Origin of the sequence: Streptomyces sp. NPDC047525 (assembly GCF_040643025.1) — a bacterium.
Lineage (GTDB): Bacteria > Actinomycetota > Actinomycetes > Streptomycetales > Streptomycetaceae > Streptomyces > Streptomyces durmitorensis.
The window spans coordinates 103,905-120,867 of the sequence record NZ_JBEYTL010000002.1 but is presented as its reverse complement, the minus strand read 5'-3'; the positions used below and the strand labels follow the sequence as shown (position 1 = coordinate 120,867).

Below are 16,963 nucleotides of genomic sequence, written 5' to 3'. Positions count from 1 at the left end.
GTTCATTACGCGACACACGGGCCGATCTCTGTGACCTACGCCACTCCCACACCACAAGTCAGACATTTACCCCTTAGTGTTCGAATTCGTCCGAACCACCCGCAGTGGGACCGGGAGAGTGCTCTGCCATGACCGACGTATCCGCCGACGGGCCCGTCACCACGCCCGCCACGGCCACGTACTCCCGCATCTACGAGGAGGAACAGCCCCGCCTTGTCGCCTACGCGCGCTCGCTGACCGGCAACGCCTGGGTCGCCGACGATCTCGTCGCCGAGGCGCACTTCCGTGTCTGGCGGCGGCTCTCCGCGGGCCACGAGATCGAGAACGTACCGGCGTACCTGATGACGACCGTGCGGAATCTCGCGGTGGCCGTGGGGCGCGATGCCGGGCGCGAGACGCCGCGTGATCCGCATGCCCCGGAGGCCGTCGGCGCGGTGACCAGTGGCGGTGACGACCCCGGTGACCGTGTGTCCTCCGTGGATCTGCTCGGCCGTGTGCTCGGCCAGTTGCCCGAGCGGTGGGTGAAGGCGCTGTGGCTGGCCGAGGCGGAGGGGCAGCCGCTGGAGACGGTCGGCCGCAGGATCGGTGCCGGGCAGGGTGCGACGGCCGTGCTGCTGCACCGGGCCCGCGAAGGGATGCGGCAGGCTTTCCTGCGCGCGCATCCCGGGACGCCCGAGGATCCCGCGTGCGAGCAGCACTGGGACCGCATACCCGGCCACATACGCGGCGAGGCCTCCGCCCGGCAGTCCGAGCAGCTCCTCGCCCATCTCGATGACTGTGCCGACTGCCGGGGCAGGCTCGCACTGCTCGCCCGCGCGAACGACCGGCTGCCCGCGCTGGTCGGACCTGCGCTGCTGATCTTCGTTCTGGGCGGCGCGGGCAAGTTCCTCGTGCCGTTGGCCGCGGGTTCCGCGGGGGTAGCGGGCGCCGCTTCCGCCCCGGGCGGGCACGGCGGTTTGCTGCACGGCGTACGTCACGTCCTCACCGGGGGCGGCAAGCTGCCCGCTGCCGCGGTGGGGGTCGTGGGCGCGTCCGTGGCGGGGGCGGCTGTGGCGGCGGGGCTTGTGCTCGGGGGTTCGGGTGCGGGGGCGGGTGCGGGTTCGGGCCATGCGGTGCCGCCGCAGCGGGCTGCCTCGGTGGAGAGCGGGGCGCCGGAGCGGCCTTCCGCTCCGGCGGGGCCTGTTGCTCGTCCGCCGGAGACTCGTCCGCCGCAAGCACCTCGTCCCGCGGCTCCGGAGCCTGCGGAGCCTGCGGAGCAGAAGCCTGCCGTCGAGGAGGCTCCAGTTCCCGCGAAGCCGGAGGCTCCTGCGAAACCGGAGGCTCCTGAGCCTGAGCCGCCGGTTCAGCCTGAGCAGCAGGGTTCGGCGGAGCCGGTGGCTCCGGTGGCGCCTGCTGAGCCGACGGAACCCGTTGCGCCGCCGGTTCCGACGCCGACGCCTACTCCAACGCCTACGCCTACGCCCACTCCAACGCCTACGCCGCAGACGCCCACCCCGGAACCCACTCCGGTGGACCCGACGCCGGTCGAGCCCGCCCCTCCGCCGGAGCCGGTCTGTGAGCCGTGGGTCGGGCCGATATATATCTGCCACAGCCCGTAAGTACGGGGTTGGGGCAACTGCTTCAGTCCCCCACCCCGCCCCTTCCCGAAAACCCGCTCTGGCGCGGGAGCCTTGCCTACCGTCATCACCGGCTCTGCCGAGTTCGTCCTCAAACGCCGGACGGGCTGAGAACTCCGGGCGGGATCGGGGAACAGACACCGCATGCTCCTAGCCCGCCTCGCCCACGTGTCCGCCGCCGTGGCCACCACCCCCGCCCGTTCCCAGAAGATCGCCCTCCTCGCCGACCTCTTCCGTGCGGCCACCCCCGCCGACGCCCCCATCGTCATTCCCTACCTCGCGGGCCGCCTCCCCCAAGGGAGGCTCGGCATCGGGTGGAGTCTGCTCAAGGAGCCGCCCGCGCCCGCCGTCGAACCCACTCTCACCGTTCAGGCCACGGACAACGCCCTGACCGCCATCGGCGCCCTCTCAGGCCAGGGCTCACAGGCCGGACGCAAGCGGTTGGTCAGGGAGTTGATGGGGGCCGCCACCGGCGAGGAGCAGCGGTTTCTCCTCGGGCTGCTGACCGGTGAGGTCCGGCAGGGTGCGCTCGACGCCATCGCCGTGGAAGGTCTCGCCCGAGCCACCGATGCCCCGCCGGCCGCCGTGCGTCGCGCGGTAATGCTGGCCGGGGCGGTGCCCCCTGTCGCCGAGGCTCTGCTCGCCAGGGGGCCGAGCTCCCTGGACGAGTTCCGGCTCAGCGTCGGCCGGCCCGTGCTCCCGATGCTGGCGCACGGCGCGGGATCCGTGACGGAGGGCGTCGGCAAGCTGGGGGTGCCGTGCGCCGTCGAGGAGAAGCTGGACGGCATCCGGGTCCAGGTGCACCGCGACGGGGACGACGTCCGCGTCTACACCCGCACCCTCGATGACATCACCGACCGGCTTCCCGAACTCACCGCCACAGCAAGGGAGTTGGCCGGGGAAGCCTTCATTCTCGACGGTGAGGTCATCGCGCTCGGCGGTGACGGCAGACCCCGGCCCTTCCAGGAGATCGCCGGACGCGTCGGGTCCCGTGTCGATGTCGCCACCGCCGCCGCCGAACTTCCCGTGTCGCCTGTCTTCTTCGATGTCCTGTACGCCGACGGGCAGGATCTGCTCGACCTGCCGTTCGCCGAGCGGCACAGCCACCTGGCGCGGCTCGTCCCCGAGCCGATGCGGGTGCGGCGCGCCGTCGTCGACGACCCTGCCGACGAGGCTCAACTCCGCGTCGGTGAGGAGTTCTTCGCCGACACGTTGCGCCGCGGCCATGAAGGCGTTGTGCTCAAAGCCCTCGACGCGCCGTACAGTGCCGGTCGCCGTGGTGCGAGCTGGCTGAAGGTCAAGCCGGTGCACACACTGGATCTCGTCGTCCTCGCCGCCGAGTGGGGGCACGGGCGGCGGACCGGCAAGCTGTCCAACCTGCATCTGGGTGCCCGGCGCGCGGACGGCACGTACGCCATGCTCGGGAAGACCTTCAAGGGCATGACCGACGTGATGCTCGCCTGGCAGACCGAACGGCTCCGTGAGCTCGCGGTCAGCGACGACGGATTCGTGGTGACCGTACGTCCCGAGCTCGTCGTCGAGATCGCCTACGACGGGCTGCAGAGGTCCACCCGCTATCCGGCCGGCGTCACGCTGCGCTTCGCCCGGGTCGTCCGCTATCGCGAGGACAAGTCGCCCACGGAAGCCGATTCCGTCGAGACGGTGTTGGCGGAGGGGCAGTCTTAGTCGCGGCGCGGGATCTCTACCACCAAGTTCAGGCAAAGAACGGGCCGATAGGGTGACCTTAACGCCGTATTGACGCCCATCAGCCAATCAGCAACTAGGGGAAGAGCTGTGTCCGCATCACGTCTCAGCCAGACGCCACTCCCAGGCATCGGCATCCGGTACGACCTGACCACCCGAGAACACCGCCAGATCTCGGTCGTCGCGCACCGGGACGGCGCGCGCACCCTCAGCGCCTACCGTGCCGACGACCCCGACGAGTGCGCCCTCTCGCTGCGACTGAGTTCCGGTGAGGCGGACGCGCTGATCGACGCGCTGATGCCCTCGCACCACAGCCCGAACCTCCTGCACACCACCGACCTCGGTCTGGTCGCCGAACGCATCGAGATCTCCGGCACGTCGCACTGGAACGGGCGCGTGCTCGGCGAGACCCAGATGCGCACCGAGACCGGCGCCTCCATCGTCGCGGTCCTGCGCAGGGCCGAGGCCATCCCTTCGCCGACGCCGGACTTCCGGCTCGCGGGCGGGGACACCCTCATCGTGATCGGCACCCGCGAGGGTGTGGAGAGCGCCGCCGCGATACTCGGGCGGGAGTGATTCGATGCACTCCGCTGTCTTCCTGATCGAATTCGGCGCGATCATCCTCGCGCTCGGGCTGCTCGGCAGATTCGCCGGACGGTTCCGCTTCTCCCCCATCCCCCTCTATCTGCTGGCCGGGCTCGCGTTCGGCGAGGGCGGGCTGCTTCCGCTGGGCGCCAGTGAGGAGTTCGTCGCCATCGGCGCCGAGATCGGCGTCATTCTGCTGTTGTTGATGCTGGGGCTCGAATACACCGCGAGCGACCTGGTCAGCAATCTCAAGACCCAGTACCCGGCCGGTCTGGTCGACATGGGGCTCAACGCCGTGCCGGGCGCGATCGCCGCCCTGCTGATGGGCTGGGGTCCCGTCGCCGCCGTGGTCCTCGCGGGCGTCACCTGGATCTCGTCGTCCGGAGTCATCGCGAAGGTCCTGAACGACTTGGGCCGCCTGGGCAACCGCGAGACGCCCGTCATCCTCAGCATCCTGGTCCTCGAAGACCTGGCGATGGCGGTCTATCTGCCCATCATCACCGCCCTGTTGGCCGGTGTGGGCTGGGCCGCGGGCAGTCTCACCCTGGGCATCGCGCTCGGGGCCGCCGGTCTGGTGCTGTTCCTCGCCGTGCGCTACGGCCGCGTCATCTCGCGCTTCGTGTCGAGCGACGACCCCGAGAAGCTGCTCCTGGTCGTCCTCGGTCTGACCATCCTGGTCGCCGGGATCGCGCAGCAGCTCCAGGTCTCCGCCGCCGTGGGGGCGTTCCTGGTCGGCATCGCCCTGTCCGGCGAGGTCGCCGAGGGTGCGCACAGTCTTCTGGCGCCGCTGCGGGACCTGTTCGCCGCCGTGTTCTTCGTCTTCTTCGGCCTGCACACCGATCCGGCGAGCATTCCGCCGGTGCTGCTTCCCGCGCTGGTGCTGGCCGTCGTGACGGCGTGCACGAAGATCGCCACGGGGTACTGGGCGGCCCGCCGCGCCAAGATCTCCGTCAAGGGGCGGTGGCGGGCGGGCGGTGCGCTTGTGGCGCGCGGCGAGTTCTCCATCGTCATCGCGGGACTCGCCGTCACCGCGGGCATCGAACCGTCGCTCGGCCCGCTGGCCACGGCGTACGTCCTGATCCTCGTGATCGTCGGCCCGCTGACCGCGCGGTTCGCGCAGCCGGTGGCCGCACGGCTCTCCCGAAGCCGCAAAGCCACGGTCACGGTGTCTCTGCCGCCTCAGCGGGAGCCGGTCCCGGCCACGGAGGACTCGCTCGACGGGCAGGGCACGGGCGGCCGTTCCTGATTCCGGCGCAGGGTGGGCGCCGAGGCGCGGCCATGGCCCGATCATGTCGAGCATTGGCCGTCCACCCTGCTTCCAAAGCCGAAACCGCCGTCGAAGATGAAGCTCCGAAGAGTCCAGTCCAGGAGGAACGATGGCGTTGGAGATGCGGGACCGTTGCGAGCGCTGCGAGAAGGCGGCCCTGCCTCTCGACGCGCCGGCGCGTATCTGCTCCTACGAGTGCACGTTCTGCGAGCCGTGCGCCGTCGGCATGCAGCATGTCTGCCCGAACTGTGGCGGCGAGCTGGTGCGCCGCCCCACTCGCGCATCGGCCTGAGGGCACCGCAGGGCTGAGGGCACGCGCCCCGGAAAAGGCTCCGGCCGAGCACGGCCGGGGCCTTTTCGCGTCGGGCGTCTCACCGCCCCACGGCGTACCCCTGCATCCCCCGCGGATTGGCCGCCGCCGAGAGCACCCCGGTCCGCGGGTCACGCGCCACCGCGCACAGCCGCCCCTCCGACCAGGGCTCGCCGACCGTCACGTCGTGGCCGCGCCGCCGCAGCTCCTCGATGACCGACGCGTCCATGCGGGACTCGACCGTGACGCTCCCCGGGCGCATGCCGCGCGGGTAGAAGGAGCCGGGGAAACTGTCGTTGTGCCAGTTGGGGGCGTCGATGGCGCCTTGGAGGTCGAGGCCTCCGCGGACGGAACCGCGCAGCGCCACCGCAAGGAAGAAGTGGACCTGCCACTGGTCCTGCTGGTCGCCGCCGGGGGTGCCGAAGGCCATCACCGGTACGCCGTCCTTGAGCGCGAGGGACGGGGTGAGCGTGGTGCGCGGGCGGCGGCCCGGCGTCAGGGAGTTGGGCAGGCCCTCTTCGAGCCACGCCATCTGGAGACGGGTGCCGAGCGGGAAGCCCAGTTCGGGGACGACCGGGTTGGACTGGAGCCAGCCGCCGCTCGGCGTGGCCGCGACCATGTTGCCCCAGCGGTCGACGATGTCCAGGTGGCAGGTGTCGCCGCGGGTCGCGCCGTCCGCCGAGACGTCCGGTTCGCCGGGCACGGGTGAGGTGCCGCTCTTGGCCACGGTCGGCTCGCCGGCGCCCGCTCCGGGCAGGCCGAGCGCGTCGAAGCCGGGCTCGCCCGCGGCGACGGCGCGCGCGTGGTCGGAGATCTTCGCGGTGCGCCCGCCGGGGCTTCCGGGGCGCAGTTCGTGCGAGGCCTTCTCGCCGATGAGCGCCCGCCGCTCCTCGTTGTAGGCGGGGGACAGGAGATCGGCGAGCGGGACCGTACCGGCTCCGTCCGCGTCTCCGTACCAGGCCTCGCGGTCCGCCATGGCGAGCTTGCAGCCCTCGATCAGCAGGTGCACGTAGTCGGCCGAGCCGTACGCGGGCAGGTCCGCGCGTGCGGAGGGCAGCACGGCCAGCTGCTGCAGGAACGCCGGTCCCTGGCTCCAGCCGCCCGCCTTGCACAGGGTCCAGCCGTTCCAGTCGTACGTCGCGGGGGCCTCGTAGGTCGCTTCCCACCCTGCGAGGTCGGCGGCCGTCAGCGTTCCGGTGTGCCGGGAGCCACTGGTGTCCATCGTGGGGACCGCGGCCTGGCGTATCAGCGCATCGGCGATGAAGCCCTCGCTCCAGATCTTCCGCGCGGCCTCGATCTGCTCGGTGCGCGAGCCGTTGCCCGCCTCCTCGATCACGCGGCGCCAGGTCGCGGCGAGCGCCGGGTTGCGCAGGAGTTCGCCGGGGCGTGGGGACTGCCCGCCGGGCAGGTAGACCTCGGCCGACGAGGGCCATTCGGTCTCGAAGAGTTCGCGTACCGTCTCGACGGTCTCGCCGACGCGCTCCACGGGCGCGTGCCCGTCCTCGGCGTACCCGATGGCGTACTTGAGGACGTCGGCGAGGGACTTGGTGCCGTGGTCGCGCAGGAGCACCATCCACGCGTCGAAGGCGCCCGGCACGGCCGCGGCGAGCGGTCCGGTGCCCGGCACGAGGTCGAGGCCGAGCGAGCGGTAGTGGTCCACGGTCGCTCCTGCGGGCGCGACGCCCTGCCCGCACAGGACCCGCACCTCCCCGTCTGCGGGCGCCACGATGATCGGCACCTCGCCCGCCGGGCCGTTGAGGTGCGGCTCGACGACGTGCAGGACGAAACCCGCGGCGACGGCCGCGTCGTAGGCGTTGCCGCCGTCCTCCAGGACGGCCATCGCGGACTGCGAGGCGAGCCAGTGGGTGGAGGACACCATGCCGAAGGTGCCTTGGAGTGTCGGCCGGGTGGTGAACAAGAGGGCTGCTCCTAGCGTGCGGTGCGGGTACTGGGGATCGTACGGAGGGTCTGGGCCGCGGCAGCGTCCGGAGCCGTTCCGTCGTCGGCGACGAGGTGGCAGGAGACCTCGCGTCCGCCGTCTCCGGGAAGCGTGCGCAGCTCGGGCACCTCGACACGGCAGCGGTCGACGGCCAGCGGGCAGCGCGTGTGGAAGCGGCAGCCCGGCGGCGGGGCGAGGGGGCTGGGCAGTTCGCCGCTGAGGACGATGCGCTCGCGGGTGCGCTGGAGCGCCGGGTCGGGCACGGGCGCGGCGGAAAGGAGCGCCTGCGTGTACGGGTGCTTCGGATCGGCGAACAGCTCCGCGGTCGGGGCCTGTTCGACGATCTGTCCGAGATACATGACCGCGATGCGGTCGGCGAGGAACTCCACGGCGGCCAGGTCGTGCGTGATGAACAGGCACCCGAAGCCGCGGTCGCGCTGCAGATCGGCCAGGAGGTTGAGGACCGACGCCTGGACGGAGACGTCGAGGGCGGACGTCGGTTCGTCGGCCACCAGGAGGTCCGGGTCGACGGAGAGCGCGCGGGCGATGGAGATGCGCTGGCGCTGCCCGCCGGAGAGCTCGTGCGGATGCCGGTCGGCGTGCTCGGGGCGCAGGCCGACCTGGGCGAGGAGTTCCGCCACGCGCGCGCGTGCGACGTCCCCCTTGGCGATGCCGTGCAGGCGCAGGGGCTCGGCGATGATCTGGCCGACGGTCATGCGCGGGTCGAGCGAGGAAGAGGGGTCCTGGAAGACGAGGTGGAAGTCCTTGCGCAGGGGACGCAGGGCGCGCCGCGAAAGGCGGGTCACGTCCGTGCCGTTGATGTGGATGGCGCCGCCGGTGGGTTCGTCGAGCCGCACGGCGCACCGCCCCACCGTCGACTTGCCGCTGCCCGACTCGCCGACGAGCCCCACGACTTCGCCCTTGCCGACGGTCAGCGTGACGCCGTCGGCGGCGCGTACGGTGCCGCCCGGCCCCGCGAAGTGCCGCTCCAGGTCCCGCAGTTCGAGCACCGGCGGCGCGTCGCTTTCGCGCGTCTGGGTGGGGGTCACTGTCCGGCCTCCTGGGTGGTGGGCGTGAGCACGGGGGTCTCCTGCGGGTGCCAGCAGGCCGCCCGGTGCGCGGCATCGGCTCCGGCGTCCAGGGAGACCGCCTTGAAGCCGGGCCTGCGCGTCGCGCACCGGTCGTCCGCGTGCGCACAGCGCGGGGCGAAGGTGCAGGCGTCCGGCTGTGCGTCGAGGCTCGGCACGAGTCCGGGGATCTCGGGCAGGCGGCGCTTGCCCGCACCGCCGGGGCGCAGGACGGCGCCCAGCAGGCCGCGGGTGTAGGGGTGGCGCGGTTCGGCGAACAGCTCGTGCACGGGGGCCTGTTCGACGGGGCGGCCCGCGTACATGACCAGGACCCGGTCGGCGGCGTCGGCCACCACGCCCAGGTCGTGGGTGATCAGGACGATCGCGGTGCCGAGCCGTTCGCGCAGGGACTGCAGGACTTCGAGGATGCCCGCCTGGACGGTGACGTCGAGCGCGGTGGTCGGCTCGTCGGCGATCAGGACGGACGGGTCGCAGGCGACGGCGATGGCGATCATGACGCGTTGCCGCATGCCGCCGCTGAGCTGGTGGGGGTACTCGTCGACGCGCTGGGCGGGGGCCGGGATGCCCACCAGGTCGAGGAGTTCGACGGCACGTGCGCGTGCCTCCTTCTTCGACAGGCCCTGGTGGCGCCTCAGCACCTCGCCTATCTGCCGGCCGATGGTCAGGACCGGGTTCAGCGAGGACATCGGCTCCTGGAAGATCATCGCGATGTCCTTGCCGCGGACCCGCCCGAGCTCCTTCTCGCTCGCTCCGGCGATCTCGGTCCCGCCGAGTCTGATCGACCCCTCGATGCGCGCGGTGGGTGGCAGGAGCCCCATCACGGCCATCGCCGTGACGGACTTGCCGCACCCCGACTCGCCGACCACCGCAAGCACTTCGCCCGGTGCGACGTCGTACGAGAGATGGTCGACGGCGTGCACGGTGCGGGTGTCGGAGCGGAAGGAGACCGACAGATCGCGCACGCTCAGTACTGGGTTCGTCATCGGGTGGCTCCTCGGGGGTCGAGGACGTCCCGCAGGCCGTCGCCGAGCAGATTGAACGCCAGGGTGGCCGCGACGACGGCGAGTCCGGGGAAGACCGCCATCCACGGCGCGGGCGCGAGGAAGGACTGGGCGCCGGAGAGCATCACGCCGAGCGACGCGTCCGGTGGCTGCACGCCGAGGCCCAGGAAGCTGAGCAGTGCCTCGCCGATGATCGCGGCGGGGATGCCGACGGTCGCCTGGACGGTCAGCGCGGAGGTGGCGTTGGGCAGGATGTGCCTCAAGAGCACAGTGGCGTCGCCGCCTCCGTTGGCGACGGCGGCGGCCACGTAGTCGACGTGCCGCAGCCGCAGTGTCTCCGCGCGGGTGATGCGGATGACGGCCGGGATCTGCGAGATCCCGATCGCGATGGTCGCGTTGGTGAGCGAGGGGCCGAGCACCGCGGCGAGCCCGACGGCGAGCACCAGGAAGGGGAAGGCGAGCATCGTGTCGGTGAGCCGCGAGACGACGCTGTCGGTGAACTTGCCGTAGTAGCCCGCGAGCAGCCCGAGCGGCACACCGACGACGAACGCGAGCGCCACCGCCAACACACCCACCTGCATGGACGCCCGCGCTCCGTACACGACGCGGGAGAGCTGGTCGCGGCCGAGGTCGTCGGTGCCGAGCCAGTGCGACCAGCCCGGCGCGGCAAGGGCGTTGGCGAAGTCGGGGCGCGCCGGATCGTAGGGCGCTACCAGGGGCGCGAAGAGCGCCACGAGGACGAACACGGCGGCGATGACGCCGCCGGTCATGGCGAGCCGGTTCTTGCGCAGGGTGCGCAGTTTGCCGCTGCGCGCGCTCGCGGAACGTATCCGTCCCAGCGTGGTGAGGACCGCTGTGGTCACCGGGCACCTCCGAGCCGGATGCGCGGGTCGATGACCGAATACGCCACGTCGACCAGCAGGTTGATGAGGATGTACGCGGCGGAGGTGCACAGCACCACGCCTTGCAGGGTCGCGTAGTCGCGGGTGAAGACGGCGTCGATGGTGAGCTTGCCGAAGCCGGGCAGGACGAAGATCTGCTCGGTGACGACGGCTCCCGAGATGAGGTGGCCGAGCTGGAGCCCGAGCACGGTCACGACCGTCACCAGGGAGTTGCGCAACGCGTGCCCGCCGATGACCTCGCGCCGGGACAGGCCCTTGGCCCGCGCGGTGCGTACGTAGTCGGCGGAGAGCGAGTCGAGCATCGCCGCCCGTGTCTGGCGCATCACCACGGCGGCGAGACCCGAGCCGAGGACGATCGCGGGCAGCACCATGCGGCGCAGGTTGTCGAGCGGGTCGACGGCGAACGGCACGTATCCGGATGCCGAGAAGACCGGCAGGGCGATGGCGAACCCGAGGACCAGGACGATGCCGAGCCAGAAGGTGGGGATGGAGAGCCCGAGGAGGGCGAGGGCGTTGGCCAGCCACTCCTCCGGCCTGCCGCGCCGCACGGCGGCGACGATGCCCGCGCCGATGCCGACCGTGACGGCCAACAGCAGGGAGAGGGCGGCCAGTTCGAGGGTGATGGGCAGGGCCGCGGTGATCGCGTCGGCGACGGGGAGGCCGGTGCGTGAGGAGGTCCCGAGGTCACCGGTGATCGCGTGTCCGATGAACCGCCCGTACTGGACGATGATGTTGTCGTCCAGGCCGTAGCTCTCTCGGACCGCGGCGAGCGCCTCGGGGCTGCGCTCCTCGCCTGCGAGGGCGAGCGCGGGGTCGCCGGGCAGGGCGCGGATGCCGGCGAAGACGACCATGCTCACGAGCACGAGGGTGATGCATGACTGCCGGAGCCGGGTGAGGATGTAGGCCGTCATGGGGCTCAGCCGCGGAGTGACCGAGCGGGCGGCGCCCAGGCGCAGAGGGTTCAGGCTCATCGCGCGTACCCCGCGTTCGTGACGCGGACCAGGCCGTCGCCGTAGACGCGGACGCCCGCGACGTCCTTGCCGGTGACGATGTAGTTCTTCTGCCGGTAGAGGTAGATGAGCCCGCGCTTCTCCTGCGCGCGGCGGGTCAACTCCTCGTAGATCTTGGCGCGTTCGTCCGGGTCGGCCTCGGTGCGGCCGCGCTCGACGAGGCGGTCGATGGCCGGGTCCGAGAGGCCGTAGGCGTTCATCGCGCCGCGTGTCTGCAGGAAGCTGGCGATGTTGCCGTCCGGGTCGAGCCGCCCGGACCAGCCGCTGGTGAAGGCGTCGTACTGCCCCGAGTCGGTCTCCTCGAGCATCGTGGCGTACTCGGTGGGGCGCAAGGTGACGGCGAACCCCGCTTCCTTGGTCATGGCCTGGACGACTTGTCCGAGGCGGCTGGACTCGGGCGTCGTGGACACCTTCAGCTCGATGCGGACCGGCGTCTTCACTCCGGCCTCGTCGAGGAGCCGCTTGGCCTTGGCGACGTCCCGCTCGGGGCAGGCGGACGCCTTGACGCCGGGCGCGATGGCGGACTCGGGCGAGACGGGGCCGCAGGCGGGCTCGAACATGCCCTGGAAGACGACCTTGTTGATCAGATCGCGGTCGATGGCGAGCTCGAACGCCTCACGGACCTTCGGCTCGCGCGCGAGGGGCGTGTCGATGCGACCGGGCTTCTGCCCGAGACCCTTCACGTTTCCCACGTTGAGGCCGATGCCCTGGTAGCCGAGCGAGGGCGAGTTGAAGAGCTGGAGACCGGGCTCGGTCAGTGCGCTGCGGACGTCGACGGGTGTCATCTGGTCGCCGACCTGGATGTCGCCGGAGCGCAGGTTGGCCAGGCGGACGTTGCCGTCGGGTATCGGCTTGTAGATCACCCTGTCGAGGTGGACCTGGTCGGCCGCGTAGTAGTTGGGGTCCTTGCCGAGCACGATGCGGTCGCCGCCGACGCGCTCCACGTACTTGAACGGGCCCACGCAGGAGGGGTGGTTGGTGAAGTTCTTGCCGTACTTCTTCAGCGCGGTCGGCGACATCACCATGCCCGAGCGGTCGGCCAGGACGGCGGTCAGCGGCACGTAGGCCTGCTTGAGCGTGAGCTTCACCGTGTACGGTCCGGTCGCCTTCGCCTCTGCCAGCGGGGCGAGTTCGGTTGCGCGCGCCGAGCCCGCGAGGTCGCGGTGGCGCAGCAGCGAGGTGACGGCGGCGTCCGCGTCCAGCTTCGTTCCGTCGCTGAACCTCAGGCCCTTGCGCAGGCCGAAGGTGACGGTGCGGCCGTCCTTCGACGTCTTGGGAAGGGCCGTGGCGAGCTGCGGGATCACGGTCCCGTGCTCGTCGATGTCGTAGAGCTTCTCGCACATCCCGGCGAAGACGGTGCGGCCCACGAGGGTCTGCGCGAGGGTCGGATCGAGCTTGTCCGGGTCGGCGTTGAGGGCGACGGTGAGGGTGCCGCCGTCGCGCACGGGACGGTCGTCGGTCATGCGCTCACCGCCGACCTCGGTGGCCGAGGACTGCAGGGAGCCGCAGCCCGCCGTCAGGGACATCACCAGGGCAACTGCCGCGAGGGCAACCGCTTTTCGGCGCACGGGTAGGTACCTCCGCCAGGGGTGGTTCCGGGCTGATCGTGGACGATCAAGGAATACGGCAGAACGTATTTCGCATACAGTCCGCACACAAGAGGCCTGTCCGGATGCCGGACCAGATTTGATGAAGATTGAATAACCGGGCGCGACATTCGGCGGCCTATCCGTCCATCAAGGGACGACGTGCCTTTCCGTGCCTCAAGGGACGACCTGCCGCATGCCGCCCGACGGGCCGTTGTCAGTGGGCCGCGCTAATCTCCGCGCAACTGACCGTTCACCCCGATCTGGGAGGTTTTCATGGCCTCGCGTCTCAACCCGTATCTGAGCTTCGGCGGCGATGCCCGCCAAGCCCTGGAGTTCTACAAGGAGGTCTTCGGCGGCGACCTGGCCCTGAACACCTTCGGCGAAGCGGGCCACCAGGGCACTCCGGAGGCCGACCAGATCATGCACGGCATGCTGGAGGCGCCGAACGGCTTCACCCTGATGGGCGCCGACACCCCGCCCGGCATGCAGCACAACCCCGGCAACAACTTCTCGGTGAGCCTCAGCGGAGACGACGACGCCGAGCTGCGCGGCTACTGGGAGAAGCTCTCCGCCGGCGCTTCGGTGGCCGTGCCGCTGGAGAAGCAGATGTGGGGCGATGTGTTCGGCATGTGCACGGACCGCTTCGGCGTCCCCTGGATGGTCAACATCAGCGAGCCGCAGAGCTGACCGCCCACCTGCGGTCCGCAGAGCTGACCGCCCACCCGCGGTCCGCACTGCTGACCGCCCGCCCGCGGAACCGAGCGGTTGTCCGTCCGGGGCCCGGCCCTGCCGTGCCCCGGTCGCGGCCCCTGACCAGCGCGCCTACGGTGTGACGGGGATGTCTTGTGTGGTGGGGGCGTCTGGAGGCACCGATGGACCGCTCGCCCGCGCCTGAGCCCTTCGAAGCGGTGCAGACCGCAGGTTCCTCGGCCTCCGCTCCACCGCATCCGAGCGGCGGGAGCCACGAGCACCGCTGGCTGATCCTCGGGATCGTCGGGATCGCCCAGCTGATGGTGGTCCTGGACGCGACGATCGTGAACATCGCACTGCCGTCGGCCCAGCAGGACCTCGGGTTCAGCGACGGCAACCGCCAGTGGATCGTCACCGCGTACGCGCTGGCCTTCGGCAGCCTGCTGCTCCTCGGCGGACGCATCGCCGACCTGGTGGGCCGCAAGGTGGTCTTCCTCGCCGGTCTCGGCGGCTTCGCCCTCGCATCGGCCCTCGGCGGCGCGGCGACCAGCTTCACCATGCTGGTGGTGGCCCGCGCCCTGCAGGGCGTCTTCGGCGCACTCCTCGCGCCCGCCGCGCTCTCCCTGCTCACCACGACGTTCACGGACCCCAAGGAGCGGGCGAAGGCGTTCGGCATCTACGGCGCCATCGCGGGCGCGGGCGGCGCGGTCGGCCTGCTCCTCGGCGGCGTCCTGACCGAGTATCTGGACTGGCGCTGGTGCCTGTACGTGAACCTCGTCTTCGCCGTGCTCGCCATGCTGGGCGGCGCCCGGCTGCTGCACGGGGGCAGGCCCGCGGACCGGCCGAAGCTGGACGTCCCCGGCACGCTGCTCGTCTCCGCGGGCCTGTTCTGCATCGTCTACGGCTTCTCGAACGCCGAGACGCACGCCTGGAGCGACGTCGACACCTGGGGATTCCTGGTCGTCGGCGCCGTCCTGGTGGCGGCTTTCGCCTGGTGGCAGACGCGGGCCGAACATCCGCTCCTTCCGCTGCGGGTGGTGCTCGACCGGGACCGCGGGGCGTCGTTCCTCGCCATGTTCATCTCGGGCGCCGGCATGTTCGGTGTCTTCCTGTTCCTGACGTACTACCTCCAGCAGATCCTCGGCTACACGCCCGTCAAGACGGGGCTCGCCTTCCTGCCGATGGTCGCCGTGATGGTGGTGATCTCAGTCGTCACGACCAACTCGCTCGTCCCGCGGTTCGGCGCGAAGCCGATCGTTCCGCTGGGCATGGGCCTCGCGGCGGCAGCGATGGCCTGGCTCACCGCCCTCGACGTGCACAGCGGGTACGCGGCCCACGTGCTGCCGCCCCTGCTCGTCGCCGGTCTCGGCCTGGGTCTGGTCTTCGCCCCGGCGATGAGCATGGCGACCGCGGGCGTCGCCGCGCACGACGCGGGTGTGGCGTCGGCGATGGTCAACACCAGCCAGCAGGTGGGCGGTTCTATCGGCACGGCCCTGCTCAACTCCCTGGCGACCAGCGCCGCGGCCGACTACCTCGTGGGCAAGCAGCCGACGCCGGAGGTCCAGGCCCAGTCCGCGATGGAGAGTTACTCGACCGCGTACACGTGGTCGGCGGTCTTCTTCGCACTCGGGCTCCTCGTTACGGTCGTGCTCTACCGCAGAGGAGCTCCGGTCCACTCGGACGCGGACGGCGGCGCGGTGCACATGTAGAGCGGCGGTGGGGCGATGGTTTCGACGCAGAAGGCTTCGGCGACGGACAGCGCCGACGGCGGCGTCGCGCTGAAGTCGGCGCGGGGCCGCTGGGTGCTCGCCTGCGCCGTCCTCGCGTCCGGCATGGCGATGCTGGACGGCACGGTGGTGAACGTCGCCCTGCCCACGCTCGGCCGCGACCTGGACACCTCGCTCGCGTCCCTGCAGTGGGTCGTCAACGCCTACATGCTCACGCTCTCGGCCCTGCTGCTGCTCGGCGGAGCGCTCGGCGACCGCATCGGCCGGCGGCGCACCCTGGTCATCGGTGTCGTGTGGTTCGCCCTCGCATCCGCCCTGTGCGGGCTCGCGCAGGACGCGGGGATGCTCATCGCGGCGCGGGCCCTGCAGGGCATCGGCGGCGCGCTGCTCACGCCGGGTTCGCTCGCCCTGGTGCGTACGTCGTTCCGGCCGCAGGACCAGGCGCGTGCGGTGGGCGCGTGGTCGGGGCTCGGCGGGGTCGCGGGCGCCATCGGTCCTTTCCTGGGCGGCTGGCTGATCGACGGTCCCGGCTGGCGGTGGATCTTCCTGATCAACGTGCCGCTGGCCGCGCTCGTGCTCTTCGCGGTCCGCCATGTGCCGGAGAGCCGGGCCGAGGGCGCCACGGACAAGCCGTTCGACGTGACGGGGGCGTGCCTTGCGGCGGTGTTCCTCGCGGGCATCAGCTTCGCGCTGATCGGCGCCTCGGGAGACTCCTCGAAGGCGGCCCTCCTGCCGGGTCTCGGCGGACTCGCGGCGGGCGTCGCCTTCGTCGTGGTCGAGCACCGCCGCCGCAACCCGATGCTGCCGCTCTCCCTCTTCCGCTCCCGCCTGTTCAGCGCGGCCAACGTCATGACGCTGTGCCTGTACGCGGCCATCGGCGGGCTCTTGTTCATGCTGCCGGTGCAGTTGCAGACGACGCTCGGCTACGACGCGCTGCAGGCGGGCACCGCGACGCTCCCGATCACGGTCCTGATGCTGCTGCTCTCGGCCGCGGCGGGCGATCTGTCGCGGCGGGTCGGCCCCACCCTGCCGCTGGTCGCCGGTCCGTTGATCGCGGGCGCCGGTGCGCTCCTGATGCTGCGGATCGAGCCGGGCGCCGCGTACGTCACGGAGGTCCTGCCCGCGGTCGTCGTACTCGGCCTGGGGATGAGCCTGTTCGTGGCTCCGCTGACGGCGACGGTCCTCGCCTCGGTCGACGCCGGGCGCGCGGGCCTGGCGAGCGGCGTGAACAACACCGCGGCGCGGGTGGCCCAGATGCTCGTCGTCGCCGCGCTGCCGCTTGCGGTGGGCCTTTCCGGGACGGCGTACGCGGATCCCGACGCGCTGAACACGGCGTTCGGCAAGGCGGCCGTGGGCTGCGCGGGCCTGTTCGTCCTCGCGGCGGCAGCGGCGGCGGTCTTCATCCGCCCGCGGCCCGCCTCCTGGCACGAGGACGCGGGGAACACGCCGCGCTGCAAGTCCCATCTGGGCGTCAACGCACCGCCGTTGGAGCCGGGAAAGGACTGTGCGGGATGACGCGAGTGTGCGGGATGACG

14 protein-coding genes are annotated in these 16,963 nt (G+C 71.4%); 8 read left to right on the top strand and 6 right to left on the bottom strand.

What is annotated here, in order from left to right; translation table 11 throughout:
* The first annotated feature begins 128 nt into the window (after window positions 1-128).
* The 5 genes from ABZ833_RS05915 to ABZ833_RS05895 all read left to right on the top strand — a co-directional run bounded on the left by ABZ833_RS05915 (window position 129) and on the right by ABZ833_RS05895 (window position 5,464).
* Window positions 129-1,598 (top strand): sigma-70 family RNA polymerase sigma factor, encoded by a 1,470-nt coding sequence (locus tag ABZ833_RS05915; protein WP_361041675.1) that lies wholly within the window; start codon window positions 129-131, stop codon window positions 1,596-1,598.
* Between the two features lie 162 nt (window positions 1,599-1,760).
* Window positions 1,761-3,302, top strand: coding sequence for an ATP-dependent DNA ligase (locus ABZ833_RS05910; RefSeq protein WP_361041673.1), 1,542 nt, complete (start codon window positions 1,761-1,763; stop codon window positions 3,300-3,302).
* Window positions 3,303-3,410: 108 nt separating this feature from the next.
* A complete protein-coding gene (locus ABZ833_RS05905; RefSeq protein WP_361041670.1) occupies window positions 3,411-3,896 on the top strand; it encodes a TrkA C-terminal domain-containing protein in 486 nt (161 codons plus the stop codon).
* Between the two features lie 4 nt (window positions 3,897-3,900).
* Window positions 3,901-5,151, top strand: coding sequence for a cation:proton antiporter (locus tag ABZ833_RS05900; protein WP_361041668.1), 1,251 nt, complete (start codon window positions 3,901-3,903; stop codon window positions 5,149-5,151).
* Window positions 5,152-5,281: 130 nt separating this feature from the next.
* On the top strand, window positions 5,282-5,464 hold the full coding sequence (locus ABZ833_RS05895) for a DUF1272 domain-containing protein (protein ID WP_249591801.1): 183 nt from the start codon (window positions 5,282-5,284) through the stop codon (window positions 5,462-5,464).
* Window positions 5,465-5,543: 79 nt separating this feature from the next.
* Here the strand turns inward: ABZ833_RS05895 and ABZ833_RS05890 are convergent, their stop codons facing one another.
* From ABZ833_RS05890 to ABZ833_RS05865, 6 genes are read right to left on the bottom strand one after another with little or no spacing between them, the layout of a single operon-like run.
* Window positions 5,544-7,400, bottom strand: coding sequence for a gamma-glutamyltransferase (locus ABZ833_RS05890; protein ID WP_361041666.1), 1,857 nt, complete (start codon window positions 7,398-7,400; stop codon window positions 5,544-5,546).
* A gap of 11 nt (window positions 7,401-7,411) precedes the next feature.
* Window positions 7,412-8,470 carry an oligopeptide/dipeptide ABC transporter ATP-binding protein gene (locus ABZ833_RS05885; protein ID WP_361041664.1) on the bottom strand — a complete coding sequence of 353 codons (1,059 nt, stop codon included), beginning with the start codon at window positions 8,468-8,470 and terminating at the stop codon, window positions 7,412-7,414.
* Window positions 8,467-9,492: an ABC transporter ATP-binding protein gene (locus ABZ833_RS05880; protein WP_361041661.1), complete on the bottom strand. Its 1,026-nt coding sequence runs from the start codon at window positions 9,490-9,492 to the stop codon at window positions 8,467-8,469. Before ABZ833_RS05880 ends, ABZ833_RS05885 begins: the two co-directional genes overlap by 4 nt.
* Window positions 9,489-10,373, bottom strand: a complete 885-nt coding sequence (locus ABZ833_RS05875; RefSeq protein WP_361041659.1) for an ABC transporter permease — start codon at window positions 10,371-10,373, stop codon at window positions 9,489-9,491. Before ABZ833_RS05875 ends, ABZ833_RS05880 begins: the two co-directional genes overlap by 4 nt.
* Window positions 10,370-11,323 (bottom strand): ABC transporter permease, encoded by a 954-nt coding sequence (locus ABZ833_RS05870; RefSeq protein WP_361043105.1) that lies wholly within the window; start codon window positions 11,321-11,323, stop codon window positions 10,370-10,372. The genes ABZ833_RS05875 and ABZ833_RS05870 overlap by 4 nt, the downstream gene beginning before the upstream one ends.
* Window positions 11,324-11,379: 56 nt before the next feature.
* Entirely contained in the window at window positions 11,380-12,990 is a 1,611-nt protein-coding gene (locus tag ABZ833_RS05865; protein WP_361041656.1) for an ABC transporter substrate-binding protein, read from the bottom strand.
* Between the two features lie 294 nt (window positions 12,991-13,284).
* Here ABZ833_RS05865 and ABZ833_RS05860 point away from each other — a divergent pair, with 294 nt between their 5' ends.
* The 3 genes from ABZ833_RS05860 (at window position 13,285) to ABZ833_RS05850 (ending at window position 16,943) form a co-directional block, all read left to right on the top strand.
* The gene (locus ABZ833_RS05860) at window positions 13,285-13,698 is read left to right on the top strand and encodes a VOC family protein (RefSeq protein WP_361041653.1); all 414 of its coding nucleotides are present in this window, start codon (window positions 13,285-13,287) and stop codon (window positions 13,696-13,698) included.
* A 185-nt stretch (window positions 13,699-13,883) separates the two neighbouring features.
* On the top strand, window positions 13,884-15,410 hold the full coding sequence (locus ABZ833_RS05855; protein WP_361041650.1) for an MFS transporter: 1,527 nt from the start codon (window positions 13,884-13,886) through the stop codon (window positions 15,408-15,410).
* 15 nt (window positions 15,411-15,425) lie between these two features.
* Window positions 15,426-16,943 (top strand): MFS transporter, encoded by a 1,518-nt coding sequence (locus ABZ833_RS05850; protein WP_361041647.1) that lies wholly within the window; start codon window positions 15,426-15,428, stop codon window positions 16,941-16,943.
* Window positions 16,944-16,963 lie beyond the last annotated feature (20 nt).